Source organism: Nocardioides psychrotolerans, assembly GCF_943371775.1.
Lineage (GTDB): Bacteria > Actinomycetota > Actinomycetes > Propionibacteriales > Nocardioidaceae > Nocardioides > Nocardioides psychrotolerans_A.
The window spans coordinates 64,279-80,619 of record NZ_CALRWD010000001.1; the positions used below are offsets into that span (position 1 = coordinate 64,279).

Annotated in this window: 10 protein-coding genes; 2 read left to right on the forward strand and 8 right to left on the reverse strand. The window is 71.3% G+C overall.

Annotation, left to right across the window (positions count from 1 at the left end; genetic code table 11):
- Positions 1–149 precede the first annotated feature (149 nt).
- From AAG827_RS00305 to AAG827_RS00320, 4 genes are all read right to left on the reverse strand, one after another.
- Positions 150–2,693, reverse strand: a complete 2,544-nt coding sequence (locus AAG827_RS00305; protein WP_341923752.1) for a bifunctional FO biosynthesis protein CofGH — start codon at positions 2,691–2,693, stop codon at positions 150–152.
- A gap of 76 nt (positions 2,694–2,769) precedes the next feature.
- Entirely contained in the window at positions 2,770–4,977 is a 2,208-nt protein-coding gene (locus AAG827_RS00310; protein WP_341923753.1) for an MMPL family transporter, read from the reverse strand.
- Between the two features lie 190 nt (positions 4,978–5,167).
- Positions 5,168–7,036, reverse strand: a complete 1,869-nt coding sequence (locus AAG827_RS00315) for an AMP-binding protein (RefSeq protein WP_341923754.1) — start codon at positions 7,034–7,036, stop codon at positions 5,168–5,170.
- Between the two features lie 112 nt (positions 7,037–7,148).
- Positions 7,149–8,297, reverse strand: a complete 1,149-nt coding sequence (locus AAG827_RS00320; RefSeq protein WP_341923756.1) for an acyl-CoA dehydrogenase family protein — start codon at positions 8,295–8,297, stop codon at positions 7,149–7,151.
- A gap of 120 nt (positions 8,298–8,417) precedes the next feature.
- Between AAG827_RS00320 and AAG827_RS00325 the strand changes: the two genes are divergently transcribed.
- Positions 8,418–9,155, forward strand: coding sequence for a MerR family transcriptional regulator (locus tag AAG827_RS00325; protein ID WP_341923757.1), 738 nt, complete (start codon positions 8,418–8,420; stop codon positions 9,153–9,155).
- Positions 9,156–9,593: 438 nt separating this feature from the next.
- Here the strand turns inward: AAG827_RS00325 and AAG827_RS00330 are convergent, their stop codons facing one another.
- Together AAG827_RS00330 and AAG827_RS00335 are read right to left on the reverse strand one after the other, a co-directional pair.
- Positions 9,594–10,622: an LLM class F420-dependent oxidoreductase gene (locus AAG827_RS00330; protein WP_341923758.1), complete on the reverse strand. Its 1,029-nt coding sequence runs from the start codon at positions 10,620–10,622 to the stop codon at positions 9,594–9,596.
- 107 nt (positions 10,623–10,729) lie between these two features.
- Complete coding sequence (locus tag AAG827_RS00335; protein WP_341923759.1) at positions 10,730–12,769, reverse strand: acyltransferase family protein; 2,040 nt, start codon at positions 12,767–12,769, stop codon at positions 10,730–10,732.
- A gap of 171 nt (positions 12,770–12,940) precedes the next feature.
- On the opposite strand from AAG827_RS00335, the gene npdG reads away from it, so the two are divergent.
- Positions 12,941–13,621: an NADPH-dependent F420 reductase gene (gene npdG / locus AAG827_RS00340; protein WP_341923760.1), complete on the forward strand. Its 681-nt coding sequence runs from the start codon at positions 12,941–12,943 to the stop codon at positions 13,619–13,621.
- A gap of 35 nt (positions 13,622–13,656) precedes the next feature.
- Here npdG and AAG827_RS00345 read toward each other — a convergent pair whose 3' ends face one another.
- Both AAG827_RS00345 and AAG827_RS00350 read right to left on the reverse strand, forming a co-directional pair.
- Positions 13,657–14,193 carry a GNAT family protein gene (locus AAG827_RS00345; RefSeq protein ID WP_341923761.1) on the reverse strand — a complete coding sequence of 179 codons (537 nt, stop codon included), beginning with the start codon at positions 14,191–14,193 and terminating at the stop codon, positions 13,657–13,659.
- 28 nt (positions 14,194–14,221) lie between these two features.
- The gene (locus tag AAG827_RS00350; protein ID WP_341923762.1) at positions 14,222–16,336 is read right to left on the reverse strand and encodes an acyltransferase family protein; all 2,115 of its coding nucleotides are present in this window, start codon (positions 16,334–16,336) and stop codon (positions 14,222–14,224) included.
- Between the last annotated feature and the right edge of the window lie 5 nt (positions 16,337–16,341).

The window sequence follows — 16,341 nt, forward strand, 5'->3', positions numbered from 1 at the left end:
CCTAGTCCTCGCTGGCGTATGCCGTTGATCGAGCACGCACCCCGGGGCGCCGCCTCCGTGCCGGCATGCCTGCGGACGCGGCGTGTCGTGCGGTGCCGGAGCCGGAGGGTTTGTTGTTCGGGACGCGGATGGCGACGCGAACCCGCTCGTCAGCGCAGCTGGTAGGTGGTGGTGCGCTCGCGGACGGGGCGGCCGATGCCGGCGCCCATCTCCCGGAGCTCGGCGACGGTCTTGGCGGAGCCGTGCTCGGAGCCGGCCATGCGCGAGATGGTCTCCTCCATGAGCGTGCCGCCGAGGTCGTTGCAGCCGGCGTTGAGCATGGCCTGGGTGCCCTCGACGCCGAGCTTGACCCAGCTGGTCTGGATGTTGTCGATGCGGCCGTGGAGCAGGATGCGGGCCATCGCGTGGACGGCGAGGTTGTCGCGCAGGGTGGGCCCGGGCCGGGCGACGCCGGCGAGGTAGATGGGTGCGGAGGTGTGCACGAAGGGCAGGGGGACGAACTCGGTGAACCCGCCGGTGTCGTCCTGGATGCGTGAGAGGACACGGAGGTGGCCGACCCAGTGCCGGGGGTTGTCGACGTGGCCGTACATCATCGTGGAGGTCGTGGGGATGCCCACGCGGTGCGCGGTGGAGACGATCTCGATCCAGGTGCGGGCGGGGAGCTTGCCCTTGGTGAGGACCCAGCGGACCTCGTCGTCGAGGATCTCTGCGGCGGTGCCGGGCAGGGAGCCGAGGCCGGCTTCGCGGGCCTTGATGAGGAAGTCCTCGATGGACAGGCCCGTGCGGGCGGTGCCGTTGACGATCTCCATGGGGGAGAAGGCGTGCACGTGCATGTCGGGCACGCGTCGCTTGACCGCGGAGACGAGGTCGAAGTAGGCGGTGGCGGGCAGCTCGGGGTCGATGCCGCCCTGCATGCAGACCTCGGTGGCGCCGAGGTCCCAGGCCTCGGCGGCGCGGTCGGCGACCTCGTCGAGCGAGAGGGTGTAGGCGTCGGCGTCGGTGCGGCGCTGGGCGAAGGCGCAGAAGCGGCAGCCGACGTAGCAGACGTTGGTGAAGTTGATGTTGCGGTTGACGACGTAGGTCACGGTGTCGCCGACCGCCTGCTGACGCAGGTCGTCGGCGAGGCGGGTGACCTGGCGCAGCAGGTCGCCCTCGGCGGTCATGAGGGTCAGGGCGTGCTCGTCGGAGAGGTTGCCGGGGTCGGCCTCGGCGGCGCGCAGCGCGTCGGCGCCCTCGGCGTGCAGCACGGCCGGGGCGCCGTCGATGAGCGACGTCGAGCCTGCGGCGTCCTTGACCGAGGCCCAGTCGCCGTAGACGTCGCCGAAGTCGGAGCGGCGGTCCTCGCTGCGGCCCCCGTCGGGGCCCGCGTCGTCGATGGCGGAGTGGAGGTCGGTGCGACCCACCGAGGCGAAGCCGCCGTCGGGCTCCTGCCACGGCAGCCCCGAGGGTCGTACGCCGGGGCGCGCGAGGCCGGCGTCGGGGCCGTCGTGCAGGGCCAGGGCAGCCACGTGGGCGCTGATGCGGGGGTCGAGCCAGGGCTCGCCGGCGCGGACGTACTCCGGGTGGACCGTCAGGCGAGCCTTGAGCTCGAAGCCGCACTCGGCGGTGATCGAGGTCAGTCGCTCGAGGCTGGGCCAGGGGCGCTCGGGGTTGACGTGGTCGGGGGTCAGGGGCGACACGCCGCCCCAGTCGTCGATGCCGGCGTCGAGGAGCGCGCGGCACTCCGCGAGGTCGACGAGGTTGGGGGGAGCCTGCAGGCGGGCCTTGGGGCCGAGGACGAGCCGCGTCACGGCGATCGCGGCGCGGAAGTCGTCGAGGTCGAGGTCGCCCGAGTGGCGCATCGCGGTGTCGGGCTTGGCCCGGAAGTTCTGGACGATGACTTCCTGCACGGCTCCGAACTGGGTGGAGACCTGGCGCAGCGCGAAGATCGTCTCGGCGCGCTCGGTCAGCGTCTCGCCGATCCCGACCAGGAGCCCGGTGGTGAAGGGGATCGAGAGGCGCCCGGCGTCCTCGAGGACCCGCAGGCGGACGTCGGGGTCCTTGTCGGGGGAGCCGAAGTGGGCCTCACCCTTGGTCTCGTAGAGCCGGCGCGACGTGGTCTCGAGCATCATCCCCATCGAGGGGGAGACCGGCTTGAGGCGGTTCATCTCCTCCCACGACATGACGCCGGGGTTGAGGTGGGGCAGCAGCCCGGTCTCCTCGAGCACCCGGATCGCCATGGCGCGCACGTAGGCCAGGGTGGAGTCGTAGCCCGACTCGTCGAGCCACTCGCGCGCCTCGGGCCAGCGGTCCTCGGGGCGGTCGCCCAGCGTGAAGAGCGCCTCGAGGCAGCCGAGCTCGGCGCCCTGACGGGCGATGTCGAGGATCTCGTCGGGGGAGAGGAACATCGCGTGCCCGGCGCGACGGAGCTCGCCCGGCGACTCCACGAACGTGCAGTAGTGGCAGCGGTCGCGGCACAGCTTGGTGACCGGGATGAACACCTTGGGCGAGTAGGTCACGACACCGGGTCGACCGGCCGCCACCAGCCCGGCGTCGCGCACGCGCGCGGCCGCGGTCGTCAACCGGTCGAGGTCGGCGCCGGTCGCTGCCAGGAGAACGGCGGCCTCGGCGACGTCGAGCGCGGCCCCGCGCTCCGCTCGCGCCAGGGCGCGACGGATCTGCTGGGGCGTGGGTCGCTCGGGCTGCTCGGTCACTGTGGTCAGGCTAACCAGCGGTGCGACGGGGTGATTCCCCGGCCCACCACGTGGAACCTGTTCCAGGACGGTGCTGTCACACCCGCGCCCCCGCGGTGTCTCCGTCCGGCTCCGCGGCCGGTGAGACGGCCCCCGGTTCCCCGGGCTCCGGCGGTGTCACCTCGTGACCGGCCCGGTCCAGCGTGCTCGGCCACCAGACACGACCACCGAGGTCGAGGTTGATCGCCGTGACCAGCACCGAGCGCACGATCATCGTGTCCAGCAGGACGCCGAGGGCCACCGCGACGCCGAGCTGGGCGAGGAAGACCAGCGGCAGCGAGCCGAGGACCAGGAACGTCGCCGCCAGGACCAGCCCGGCCGAGGTGATGACGCCGCCCGTGGACGACAGGGCGATGAGGGAGCCCTTGCGGGTGCCGTGCTGGGCGGTCTCCTCGCGCACCCTCGTCATGAGGAAGATGTTGTAGTCGATGCCCAGCGCCACCAGGAAGACGAAGGCGAAGAGCGGGAAGCCCGGGTCGGCGTGGGCGAACCCGTCGTTGACCTCGAAGAGCCCGATCCTCGTGAACACCTCGGTGAACAGCACGGCCGAGATGCCCAGCGCCGCGCCGAAGGACAAGATGACGGTGCCGATGAGGATGAGCGGCGCGACCAGGGCGCGGAGCAGGATCATCAGGATCAGCAGCACGACCACCAGGACGATCGGGATGATCACCCTGTTGTCCCGCTCGGAGGCGATCTTGGTGTCGAGGTAGAACGCCGACCCGCCGCCGACCAGCGCGTCGGCCCCGTCGACGTCGTGCACGGCGTCGCGGGCCGACGCGACCGCGTCGAAGGAGGCGGTCGAGGACATGTCGCTGCCCAGCGTGGCGGTCAGGAAGGCGCGACCGTCACCGATGTCGACGGCCTCGCTCGGCTGGCCCAGGCCGTCCACGCCGGCCAGGGCGTCCACGACGGCCGGGACCTCGTCGGCGTCGGTCACCACCTGGATCGTGTTGGAGGTGTCGGCGAGACCGTGCTCGGCCAGCAGGGCCTGTCCCTTGATCGAGTCGAACGCCTTCGTGTATTGCTCGTCCTGGGCCAGGCCCGACGGGTCGAGCTTGAAGAGGCCGAGGCACGCGAGGAGCAGCAGGCCGGTCGTCACGATCCACACGCGACGCGGCCGGGGTGCGATCGCGGCGCCGACCTTGGCCCACATGCCCGCGCCGGTGGGCTCCTCCGAGCCGAACGTCGGGCGCTTGGGCCAGAAGATCCAGCGTCCGCAGATCACCAGCAGGGCCGGCAGCAGGGTCACCATGACCAGGAAGGTGACGGCGACGCCCACCGCGAGCACCGGGCCGAGGCCGGCGGTCGAGTTGAGGTCGGAGAACACCAGGCACAGCAGCCCGATGACCACCGTCGCGGCACTGGCGAGGATGGCCGGCGTGGCGCGGTGCAGGGCGAAGGCCATGGCCTCGTGCCGGTCCTCGTGACGGCGCAGCTCCTCGCGGTAGCGCGCGACGAGCAGGAGGGCGTAGTCGGTGCCCGCGCCGATCACCAGGATGCCGAGGATGGACTGGCTCTGGCCGTTGACCGTGAGGTCGGCGTGCTTGGCCAGGAGGTAGACCACGCCGCCGGAGATCATGTAGGCGAAGACGGCCGAGATGATCGGGAGCAGCCACAGGATCGGGCTGCGGTAGGTGAACAGCAGGATCAGGATGACGACCAGCAACGTCGCGAAGATGAGGTTGGTGTCGATGCCCTCGAAGGCGGCCGACGCGTCGGCCGCCTGCCCGCCGAAGCCCGCGAGGTGCACCGTGACCCCGTCGATGCGGGCGATGTCGCGCACCTCCGTCGCCGCGTCGGGGATGCTGAGCCACCCGTCGGCGCCGAAGTTGAAGGTGAAGGCCAGGTTGGCGACCTCCCCGTCCTCGGAGACCAGCGGGACGGGGATCCCCGCCTGCTGGGCGGCGTTGGGCGACAGCACGCCCTCGTCGGTGACCCCGTCGATCGTCGCGATCTCGGCGGCGTGCGCGTCCATCGCCGCCAGGTCCTCCGGGGTGAGGCCGCCCTCGCGGTAGTAGACGACGAGGGTGTCGATGTCGTTGGGGTCGACCGTGCCGGTCAGCTCCTCCAGCACCTGGGTCGACTCGGCGGACTCCGGCAGCCAGGAGGAGGCCTCGTTGTTCTGGACGTCGACGAGCTGCGCGTTGAGGGGGGCCATGAGGACGACGACCACGACCGCACCGAGGAGCACGATCCACTTGGTGACGCTGCCGGTGAGCCTGCCGGCGATCTGTCGGTGCATGGCGGGAGCCTCTCAGGGGGCGGGACGGTCCGCATCAGGGATTTCCCCGATCAGACTCCGGTCCCGCCCAGGACTCATCGCGCAGGCGTGCGCCGCCCGTCGCACTGCGTCCGCTGGTCCAGACCACAGCGCGAGTCGGCGCAATGTTGCACGCAGGGCTGCAACATCGCGCCGACTCGACGTTGGTGGGTCAGCCGTAGAGGCGGTCCAGCACGTCGGAGTACTTCTGGTTGACCACCCGGCGCTTGAGCTTGAGGGTCGGGGTGAGCTCCTCGGACTCCGCGGTCCACTCGACGGGCAGCAGCTCGAAGGCCTTCACCTGCTCGGGGCGCGAGAGCCGCTCGTTGGCGGCGTCGACGGCGGCCTGGGCCATCGCCTGGATCTCGGGCTTCTGGGCGAGGTCGGCAAGGTCGGTGTAGGTCAGACCCATGCGCTCGGCGAGCACCGGGGCGACCTCGCCGTCGAGGGTCAGGATCGCCACGACGTAGGGGCGGTTGTCGCCGATGGCCATCGCGTGGCCGATGATCGGCGACTCCTTGAGGTAGTTCTCGATGTTGGACGGCGCGATGTTCTTGCCCGCCGAGGTGATGATCAGCTCCTTCTTGCGGTCGACGATCGCGAAGAAGCCGTCCTCGTCCAGGGTGCCGATGTCGCCGGTGTGGACCCAGCCGTCCTCGTCGATGAGGGCGTGCGTGGCGTCCTCCTGGCGGTGGTAGCCGGGGGTGTTGACGGGGCCGCGCACCAGGACCTCGCCGTCCTCGGCGAGACGGATCTCCATGCCGGGGTTGGGGCGACCGACCGTGCCGAGCTTGAAGCCGGCCGGGCCGTTGGCGGTCACGGCGCCACAGGTCTCGGTCATGCCGTAGACGTCGAAGACCTTGAGGCCGAGACCGGCCATGAACTTGGCGACCTCGATCGGCATGGGGGCCGCGGCCGACCCGGCCCAGGTGACCTGGTCGAGGCCGAGGAGCAGCTTGAGGAAGCCGAGGATCCGCGCGTCGGCGGCGGCGTAGGCCTCCTCGATCTCGGGGGTCATGGTGCCGCCGACCTCCTGAGCCTGCACCCAGGCGAGCGCGGCGGCCATGGAGTCCTGGACCATCGTCACGTTGGCGGGGTCGGGGTCGGCGGCGAGCTTGGCCGACAGGCCGGTCTTGATCTTCTCCCAGACGCGCGGCACGCCGAAGAACGCCGTGGGGTGGACCTCGCCGAGCGTGGCCAGCAGCTGGGCGGGGTCACCGATGCAGTGGATGTGACCACCGAGCAGCTGCGGGCCGTAGATGCCGAGGACGCGCTCGGCGATGTGGGCGAACGGCAGGTAGCTCACCTGGCGCTGCGGTCCCACGAGACCGGCCGACTCCAGGGTGCTGACCGCCTCGTAGATGACGTTGTGGTGGGTCAGCACCACACCCTTGGGGTTGCCGGTCGTGCCGGAGGTGTAGAGGATCGTCGCCGGTGACTCCGGGGTCAGGGCCGTGTGGCGGCTCTCCACCTCGGCGGCGTTGGCGGCGTGGAAGGCCGCCCCCGAGGCGAGGAACGCGTCCCACGTCATGAAGCGGTCGCCGGCGGGGCAGGCGTCGGCGTCGATCACGACGACCCGACGCACGCTCGCGCTCGCGTCGAGGGCCTGGGACCAGCGGGCGAGGTGGTCGGCACCCTCGAGGATGACGACGGTCGGCTCGGCGTGACCGGCGACGTAGGAGACCTGCTCGACGGAGAGCGTGTTGTAGATCGACATGGGCGTCGCCGCGGCGTGCACGGCGCCGATGTCGGCGAGCACGTGCTCGATCCGGTTGGTCGCCATCACCGCGACCGTGTCGCCCGGGACCACCCCGAGCTCGATCAGGCCGGCCGCGACGTCGAGGCTGCGCTCGCGCACCTCGGCCCAGGTCAGGGTGCGCCAGGAGGCGTCGCCCTCGAGCCGGTGCTTGTCGGAGTACGCCGGCTCGTCGGCGTGCTGCGCCACCGTGCGGGCGAGCACGTCGGCCAGGGTCTGCCCCGCGATCCGCTCCTCGATCTCGGCTCGCTTGGCCAGCACCTCGGTGGGTGCGTCACTGGTCATCGGCAGGTCTCTCCTCGACAGGCAGGCAGGTGTGGTGGAGACAAGTGTGGCGGCTGTCACACCCCGTCACAAGGGACGTGGTGCGACAACCGCCACCGTGCCGGGGGAGGCCTCAGATGCCCATGCTGCGCCCGATGATCTCCTTCTGGATCTCGGTGGTGCCGCCGTAGATCGTCTGGATCCGGCTGTCCACGAAGGCCTTCGCGATCGGGTACTCCATCATGTAGCCGTAGCCGCCGTGGAGCTGGACGCCGCGGTCGACGAGCTTGGTCTGGAGCTCGGTGGTCCACCACTTCGCCATGGAGGCGAGCGCGGTGTCGACCTCGCCGGCGTTGAGCTTGAGGATGCAGTCGTTGACGAAGACCCGGGCGATGTGGACCTCGGTGGCCATCTCGGCGAGCAGGAAGCGGTTGTGCTGGAACTTGCCGATCGGCTTGCCGAACGCCTCGCGCTGCTTGGCGTAGTCGAGGCACATCGCCAGGACCTGCTCGCACGCTGCCACCGCGATCGCGGCGATCGAGATGCGCTCCTGGGGCAGGTTGACCATCAGCGAGATGAAGCCGGAGCCCTCCTCGCCGAGGAGGTTCTCCTTGGGGACGATGACGTTGTCGAAGAAGAGCTCGGCGGTGTCCTGGGCCTTCATGCCGACCTTCTCGAGGTTGCGGCCGCGCTCGAAGCCCTCCATGCCGCGCTCGACGACCAGCAGGCTGATGCCCTGGTGACCGGCGTCGGGGTCGGTGCGGCACACGACGATGACCAGGTCGGACATGATGCCGTTGCTGATGAAGGTCTTGGAGCCGTTGAGGACGTAGTGGTCGCCCTTGTCGACCGCGCTGGTCCTGATGCCCTGGAGGTCGGACCCGGCGCCGGGCTCGGTCATGGCGACCGACGAGATGATCTCGCCGCTGACCAGGCCGGGCAGCCAGCGCTGCTTCTGCTCCTCGGTCCCGAGCTGGCTGATGTAGGGGACGATGATGTCGGTGTGGACGGGGAAGCCCAGCCCGCTGGCGCCGATCCGGGAGATCTCCTCGGACACGATCGCGTTGTAGCGGAAGTCGTGGATGCCCATGCCGCCGTACTGCTCGTCGACGTCGAAGCAGAGCAGCCCGGCCTGGCCGGCCTTGGTCCACACCTCGCGGCTGACCTGTCCGTCCTTCTCCCACTGGTCGTGGAAGGGGGCGACCTCCTTGTCCATGAAGGCGCGGGCCATCGCGCGGAAGTCGTCGTGCTCCTGCTCGTAGATGGACGGGGTCTCGGGCATGCGGGGGCCTCCGGTCGGGGAACGGGTGTGTCAGCGCAACTGTGACAGCATCACTGTCAGCATTCAAGGGCTCGTCCCAGAACCTGTCAGGAATGCTGTGCCAGCACTACTGTGACAGTCATGAGTGCTCCCGCCGTCGACGCCTCCGCGGACCCGTCCGGCGACCTGCTGACCATCGACGAGCTGTCCGCGGGCGTCGGGCTCACCGTCCGCACCACCCGCTACTACGCCAGCCTGGGGTTGCTCCCGCCGCCGATCCGCCGCGGCCGCGTCGCCTACTACGACGACGTCCACCGGGCGCGGCTCGAGATGGTGCGTGCCCTGCAGGAGCACGGCTTCACGCTCCAGGCGATCGAGGGCTTCCTCGCCGGCGTGCCCGCCGACGCGACGGTCGAGGACCTCGTGCTCCAGCGCACCATGCTCACCTCCTGGACCGGCCGGCCGCCCGAGCAGCTGACCCTGCGCCAGCTCGAGAAGCGCGCCGGTCGCACCCTCTCCGACACCGACCTGCGCCTGCTCACCAACCTCGGGTGCATCGAGGAGGGCAGCGACGGCTGGGTCGTCATGTCCCACCTCGAGGTCGGCCTCGGTCTGCTCGACCTCGACATCCCCGAGGCCGGCATCTCCCGCGCCGACGAGGCCATCCGCCGCCACATGGGGGCCCTGGCCGAGGAGCTCACCGACATCCTGCGCGACGAGCTGCTCGAGCCCTACCGGCGCGAGCCCCACTCGCCCGAGGACGCCGTCCGCCTCGAGCAGACCCTCCCGCGACTGCGACAGCTCACCCTCGAGGCGGTCGTCGCCGGCTTCCAGCGCGCCGCCAACCAGGTCATCACCCGCTCGCTCGCTCGCGACTGATCCTGCTTCCGACGCTGGCGCGTCGGGAAGGTGTGGTCATCGCCCCGGTGCGCTGGGTGGGCGCGGCCGCCTGGCAGGGATGGCCTGCGGCGGACAGGGGGCGGCGCGTCGCCGGGAGACGTCGTCGGTGGTCGCGCAGGTCCACCGGCGCCGCGGCCAAGCCCTTTTAGCCCCCGCAGACCACCCCTGCCCTGCGGCCACGCCCACGCAGGACAGCACCCTGTCTCGACTCGTGGGTGGTGGAGGTGAGGCACGTGGCTGGCCGGCCACGGACGGGCGTGGCGAGGCGTGGGAGATCCACCTCCTCACCACCGACGAGGACGAGGGTGGGTGTCCGCGCGGGAGGGTGCCGGAGGCAGGCCCGGGCCTGCCGTAGGCGCACTCCCGTGGAGCACTCCCACGAGTCCCACACCAACCCGACGCGCCAGCGTCGGAACGTCAGCTCACCCACTCCTTGACCTGGGCGATCGTGCCCGCGGGGTCGTCGGAGGCGGGGGAGAGGGAGAGGTTGGTGACGCCGGCGGCCTTGAAGGCCTCGATGCGCTCCTTGACGTAGGACGCGGGGCCGACGAGGTTGCCGGCCTCCAGCCACTCGGTGGGCACGAGCGCCTCGGCGTCACGCTTGTGGCCGTCGAGGTAGAGGTCCTGGATCTTCTTGGCCTCCTCCTCGTAGCCGTACTGGCAGGCGAGCTCGTTGTAGAAGTTCTTGCCGCGGGCGCCCATGCCACCGACGTAGAGCGCATACATCGGGCGCATGAAGTCGAGCATGCCCTTGACGTCCTCGCCGATCGCGACCATGCCGCCGGCGCTGATCTCGAGGGGGGCGAGGTCGGGGGAGCGCTTGGCGGTGCCCTTGGCGAGGGCCTCGCCCCAGACCTGGTGGGCCTTCTCGGGGTGGAAGAGGAAGGGCAGCCAACCGTCGGCCACCTCAGCGGTCATCTTCACGTTGCCGTCGCCGAGAGCGGCGACCCACAGGGGGATGACGGGGCGCTCGGGCTTGTTGAGGAGCTTGAGCGGCTTGCCCAGGCCGAGGCCCTGGCCCTCGGGGAGCGGGAGCTTGAAGATGCCGTCGCTGACGAGCGCCTCCCGGCGCAGGCCCATGCGGATGATCTCGATGACCTCGCGGGTGCGCCCCAGCGGCTTCTCGTAGGGCATCCCGTGGAAGCCCTCGATCACCTGGGGGCCCGAGGCACCGAGGCCGATGACGGCGCGGCCACCTGAGACGTTGTCGAGGCCGGCCGCGGTCTGCAGCAGCGCGCCGGGGGTGCGGGAGTAGACGTTGAGGATGCCGGCGCCGATCTCGACGGTCTCGGTCTTGGCGGCGAGGTAGCCCATGAGCGTGGGGGCGTCGAAGCCGTAGGGCTCGGCGACCCAGATGGTGTCCAGCCCTGCCTTCTCCAGCGCGGCCACCTGGTCGGCGGACTCGCGCGGGTTGCCGGCGTAGACGAGCGGCATGGACAGCTTCATGAAGGGTCCCCTGGGATCGGTTGGGTGTGGGCCGTCACTCTGGCAAGCCCGCTCTCGCGGTGGCAAGGGGGGTGGGGTGTGACGTGATCGCCAGGCGTACGTCGGGCTCAGAGCATGTCGAGCGCGCGACCGAGGGCGCCGGCGAGCGACGCGGCGTACTCGGTGGTGATGTGGTCGGTGTCGCGGTAGGACAACGTGCCACCGATGACGACGGGGCAGTCGCCGTCGTAGCAGAGCCAGGGGGTCGGGTCGACGACCTCGGTGCCGGTCAGGAGTGCCGACTGGACGGCGACCTCGGCGAGGATCTCGGAGCGCTCGACGGGGTTGAACATGCAGTCGCCGAGGCTCGGGTCGCCCTGGGTGAGACAGGTGCCGGGGTCGTCGGGCGACTTGGGGACGTCGCGCAGCAGGGCCACGCGCTTGGCGCTGCCGAGCAGCTCGGCGAAGAGCTCGTCGTAGCCGTCGGCGAGCAGGGGCGCCACCTTGTCGGTGGCCTCGTAGCGGGCGCTGCCGTCGTAGACGCCGTTGACCGGGGGTGACGACGCGACGACGACGAGGTCGGGCTCGAGGCCGCTGACCATGTCGATCACCCAGTCCTGGAAGGCGACGCACTCGGTGAAGGGACGGGCCTCGTTGACGGGGGCGACGAGCACGTGGGCGGCGGTGCACTGCGGCTTGACGAGGTAGTAGGCCGTCCAGTCGCCCTCGGTGGCGATCCGGTCGAAGGCCGGGATCCAGGCGCGCGCGTGGGAGTCGCCGACGACGACCAGGGTGCGCTCGCCGTTCTCGGCGCCACGCGGGCAGAGCGCGCGGACGTCCTCGGCGTAGTCGCACTCGCCGACGTCGGCGATGCTGTCGCGCAGCTCGAGCAGGTCGGGGGTCAGGTCGCTGGGGATCGCGACCTCGTCGCGGGCGGCGTCGACCGAGGCGCGGACCAGGGCGACCGCGTCGTCGTGGCTGCCGGTCACGGTGATGGGCGGGTTGTCGCCGGTCTCCCCGCCCTGGACCGCGGTCCACTGCCAGCCCGCCAGGCAGGTGGCGCCGACAAGCACCAGGCTCGCGGGGTAGAGCGCGAGGGCGCGCGGCACCCGCAGGGCCGCGGCGGGACGACCGGTGCGGAAGGGCGTCTCGACGAGGCGGAAGGTCAGGCCGGACAGTCCAAGGACGGCCAGGACCACGAGACCGGTCTCCCAGGCCAGCAGCGGGCGACCGAGCATGCCCTCGCTGAGGATCAGCGCCGGCCAGTGCCACAGGTAGATCGAGAAGGACCAGTCGCCGAGCATCCGCATCGGCGGGTTGTCGAGGAGCTCGGTGGTGAGCGGGCGGGACGCCCCGGCCCCGGCCACCAGCAGCAGCGCGGTGCCGAGCACCGGCAGGGCGGCGGAGTAGCCGGGGAACGCGGTCTCGGGGGTGAACGCCACGCACGCGACGAGGATCGCGGCGACACCGACAGCGCCGAGCACGGTGAGCAGGTGACGGTGCAGACGTCGTGCGAGCGGCACGGCGACGAGCGCGGCGAGGCCACCGACCCCGAGCTCCCAGGCGCGGGTGAAGGTCGAGAAGTAGGCCGATCCGGGCTGCTCGGCGGTCTGGTGGAGGGACCAGCCGAACGACGCGGCCGTGATGACGACCAGGGCGACCGTGATCGTCGCACGCGGGAGGTGGGCAGGTGCCTGGCCCCGGCGTCCGACCCTGCTGAGGGCGACAAGGCCGAGCAGCAGCAGCGGCCACACGACGTAGAACTGCTCCTCGACGGCCAGCGACCAGTAGTGCTGGAGCGGTGAGCTGCCGCTGCCGGAGGTGAAGTAGTAGATGTCCTGCTGGGCGAAGTGGACGTTGGCGGCGAACAGGCTGGACCACAGGGCGTCGACGACGACCTGGCGCGCGTCGATCAGGCTGAGCCCGATGATGGCGACGGTGACCGTGACCAGCGTGACGACCGTGGCCGCGGGCAGGATCCGGCGGGCCCGGCGTGACCAGAAGGACGCCAGGGAGACCCGGCCCGACTCGGACACCTCGCGGAACAGCAGCCCGGAGATCAGGAAGCCGGAGATGACGAAGAAGACGTCGACGCCGACGAAGCCGCCGGGCAGGAAGGGCACCCCCGCGTGGGCAGCGACGACCGCCAGGACAGCGACTGCGCGCAAGCCCTGGACGTCACCGCGGAAGCGTGTCCCCACCGATCGCCACCCCATGCCTTCGGATCTGTGTTCGGATCCTGTTTCGACGGTACCAAAGGGTGACCGCCCCCACCCAGACGACACGGGCCGGTGGGATAGTGCTGCACCGCCTCATCCCTCACTTGCTAGGAGCCCAGAGTGACGTCGTACCGCATTGCCGTGATCGGTGGAACCGGCCCGCAGGGCAAGGGGCTGGGCTACCGCTTCGCACGTCACGGTCACACGGTGGTGCTCGGCTCGCGGGCGGCGGAGAAGGCCGTCCCGGTGGCCGAGGAGGTCACGGCCCGCCTCGACGGTGTCGCCGACGCAGGTGTGGTCACGGGTGCCTCGAACCTCGACGCCTGCGCCGACGCCGACGTCGTCCTGCTGGCCGTGCCGTACGACGGCCACGACGAGCTGGTCGCCACGCTCCCGCTGGCCGGCAAGGTCGTCATCTCCTGCGTCAACCCGCTGGCCTTCGACAAGCGCGGTCCCCACGGTCGCGTCGTCGACGCCGGTGAGGGCTCGGCCGCGGAGTCGGCGCAGCGGATCGCGCCGGACTCCTCGGTGGTCGGTGCGTTCCACCACGTGTCCGCGGTGACGCTGTGGGGCGAGAAGGACTACCTCGAGGACGAGGACGTGCTCGTCTGCGGCGACTCGGCCGAGGCCAAGGCCGTCGCCATCGAGCTGGCCCGCAGCGTCACGAGCCGCGACGGCATCGACGCCGGCGCCCTGCGCCTGGCGCGTCAGCTGGAGCCGCTGACGGCGGTGCTGATCTCGATCAACAAGCGCTACAAGGCGCACTCGGGCGTGCGGATCTCGGGGCTCGCCGGTCACTGACCGGTCGGGCCCCGCGGGGCCCGGCCACCGTCGGGTCAGCCGCGCCACTCGTGGCGCAGCAGCGACCAGACCTCGAGGTCGTGGAGGTCCTCGCGGACCTGGAAGACCTGACGCAGCGTGCCCTCGTGCGTGAAGCCGAGCCGCTGCGGGATGGCGCGGCTGGCGAGGTTGCCGGGCGAGCAGCGCCACTCGAGACGGCGGAGCCCGCGGGTCTCGAACGCCCAGGCGATCATGGCCTCGACGGTCTGGGTGACGATGCCACGGCCACGGGCCTCACGGGCGAGGAAGACGCCGAGCTCGGCGGTGCCGGCCCGGGCGTTGATCGTGGGGAAGAGGGTGCCGCCGACGAGGGTGCCGTCGAGCCACAGACCGAAGAGGCGACGGTTGTCCGCGCCGCGGCCCTCGGCGAAGCGGGTCAGGAACGGCAGCGTCGCCTCCGCTGACTCGAAGCTCTCCCACGGCAGCCACTCGTAGAGGTCGGCGCCGCTGCGACGGAAGAACTCCGCGAGCTCCTCGGCGTGCCACGGCTCCAGGTCGCGGACCTCGACCGGCCCGATCCGTCGGTTCAGCATGGCGGCACGGTACGACACGGTGCGGCGGCTACCAGATGCCGAGGGCGGTGCCGAGGGGCTCGGCCAGCTCGGCAGCGCGCGTGGAGGTGATGTGGCCGCGGTCGCGGTAGGAGATCGTCGAGCCCACGACGGTGGGGCACAGCCCGTCGGCGCAGAACCAGGTCTCCGGGTCGACGACCTCGACGCCGGCCTCGGTGGCGACGTCGACCGTCAGGTCCCGCATGCGTACGCCGGTCGCGTCGGGGGGCTGCGCACAGTCACCGAGGTCGGACCCGAAGGTCGAGAGGCACACGCCGGGGTCGAGGGAGAGTCGCGGCACGTCGACCAGCATCACCAGGCGGTCGGTGAGCGGGGTGTAGGCGCGGAACATGTCGGCGAGGCCGACGCCCAGCTCGCCGGCGATGTCGTCCATGCTGCGCAGCCGGCGGCCCTCGGAGTAGAGGCCCGTGATCGGGGCCGAGGAGGTCATCACGACGAGGTCGGGGTCGAGCTCGCCGATCTGCTCCTCGGTCCAGCGGTGGAACTCCTCGCACTCGGGCCAGGGGTCGCCGGTGAACGCCTCGGAGGGGTCCACCAGGGCGGCGCTGCACTGGGCCTTGACGAGGTAGAAGGCGCGGTAGCCGGACCGCTCGGCGATCTGGTCGAAGGCGGGGATCCAGGCGCGCGCGTGGGAGTCGCCGATGACCACCAGGGTCTTGTCGCCGTCGTCGTCCCCGCGCGGGCAGAGCTCCCAGGTGGTGCCGCCCTCGTACAGACAGTCACCGACGTCGGCGAGGTCGTCCTCGAGGTCGACCAGGTCGGGGGTCAGGTCGCTGGGCGTGGCCTGGCGCGCCTGGGCGGCGAGGACCGAGGCACGCACGAGCGCGTCGGGACCGTCGTCGGTGATGCCGAACTGGCTGGTCGTGACGGCAGGGGAGTCGCCGTGCTCGCTGACGCGGTAGTCGGACCACGCCCAGCCGGCGCCGGCCGTGGAGCCGACGAGGCCGAGGAACACGGGGTAGAGGATCAGCGCCCGGCGGGGCCGCACGGAGGAGACCCGGCGTGTGCGGAAGGGCTGCTCGACGAAGCGGTAGGTGAGGTAGGCCAGCTCGAAGGCGAGCGCCACCAGCAGCACGACCTCGAGGGGCCGCAGGTCACGACCCAGCGCGGTCGGCGGGACGATCAGCAGCGGCCAGTGCCACAGGTAGAGCGAGTAGGACCAGTCGCCGACGGCGCGCATCGGTCGCAGCGACAGCAGCCGCCCGGCGCTCGTGGTCACGCCGGCGTGGGCGCCGGCGTAGAGGACCGCGGCCGTGCCGAGCACGGGCAGCGCCGCGGCGTAGCCGGGGAACGCCAGGGTCTCGTCGAAGGCCACGCACGCCACCAGGATCGAGGCGAGACCGCCCCACACGAGCACCTCGGCGCCGCGACGGTGGCGCAGCGTGCGACCTGCCTGCACGGCCAGGGCGACGCCCGCGCCGACGGCGAGCTCCCAGGCACGGGTGAAGGTCGAGAAGTAGGCCGACTGGGGCTCCGCCCCGGTGCGCACCAGGGACCACACGAAGCTGGCGAGCCCGATCGCCACGATCGCCACGACGAGGCCGCGCAGGACGCTGTCGGGCCGGCCCGCCGTCGCGCGACGGCGGGCGACGACCCACGCGACGGCGCCGACCAGCAGCGGCCACACGAGGTAGAACTGCTCCTCGACCGCCAGCGACCAGTAGTGCTGGAGCGGCGAGGGAGCGGCCTCGGCAGCGAAGTAGTCGACGCCCTGCTGGGCGAAGCGCACGTTGGCGGCGAAGACCGCCGACCAGAGCGCGTCCTTGGCGAGGTCGATCGCCTCGAGCACGCTCATCCACAGCACGGAGGCGGCCACGGTCGCGACCAGCACGACGCTCGCGGCGGGCAGGATGCGTCGGGCCCGGCGTGCGTAGAAGCCGCTGAGCGAGACCCGGCCCGAGCGCGAGGCCTCCGTCACCAGCAGCTGGGTGATCAGGAAGCCCGAGATGACGAAGAAGACGTCGACCCCGACGTAGCCGCCCGGGAGGAACGCGACGCCGGCGTGGGCGGCGAGGACCGTGAGGACCGCGACGGCGCGCAGGCCCTGGACGTCCTGGCGGAACCCCTGCTTGCGCGGCTGCGGGGTCGCGCTCGTCGGGTCCATGATCC

What these genes read in the sequence shown, in the direction of transcription:
- AAG827_RS00350 (WP_341923762.1), bottom strand. Translation starts at nt 16,336, where the DNA reads ATGGACCCGACGAGCGCGACCCCGCAGCCGCGCAAGCAGGGGTTCCGC.
- AAG827_RS00320 (WP_341923756.1), bottom strand. Translation starts at nt 8,297, where the DNA reads ATGCCCGAGACCCCGTCCATCTACGAGCAGGAGCACGACGACTTCCGC.
- AAG827_RS00310 (WP_341923753.1), bottom strand. Translation starts at nt 4,977, where the DNA reads ATGCACCGACAGATCGCCGGCAGGCTCACCGGCAGCGTCACCAAGTGG.
- AAG827_RS00330 (WP_341923758.1), bottom strand. Translation starts at nt 10,622, where the DNA reads ATGAAGCTGTCCATGCCGCTCGTCTACGCCGGCAACCCGCGCGAGTCC.
- AAG827_RS00315 (WP_341923754.1), bottom strand. Translation starts at nt 7,036, where the DNA reads ATGACCAGTGACGCACCCACCGAGGTGCTGGCCAAGCGAGCCGAGATC.
- AAG827_RS00345 (WP_341923761.1), bottom strand. Translation starts at nt 14,193, where the DNA reads ATGCTGAACCGACGGATCGGGCCGGTCGAGGTCCGCGACCTGGAGCCG.
- AAG827_RS00325 (WP_341923757.1), top strand. Translation starts at nt 8,418, where the DNA reads ATGAGTGCTCCCGCCGTCGACGCCTCCGCGGACCCGTCCGGCGACCTG.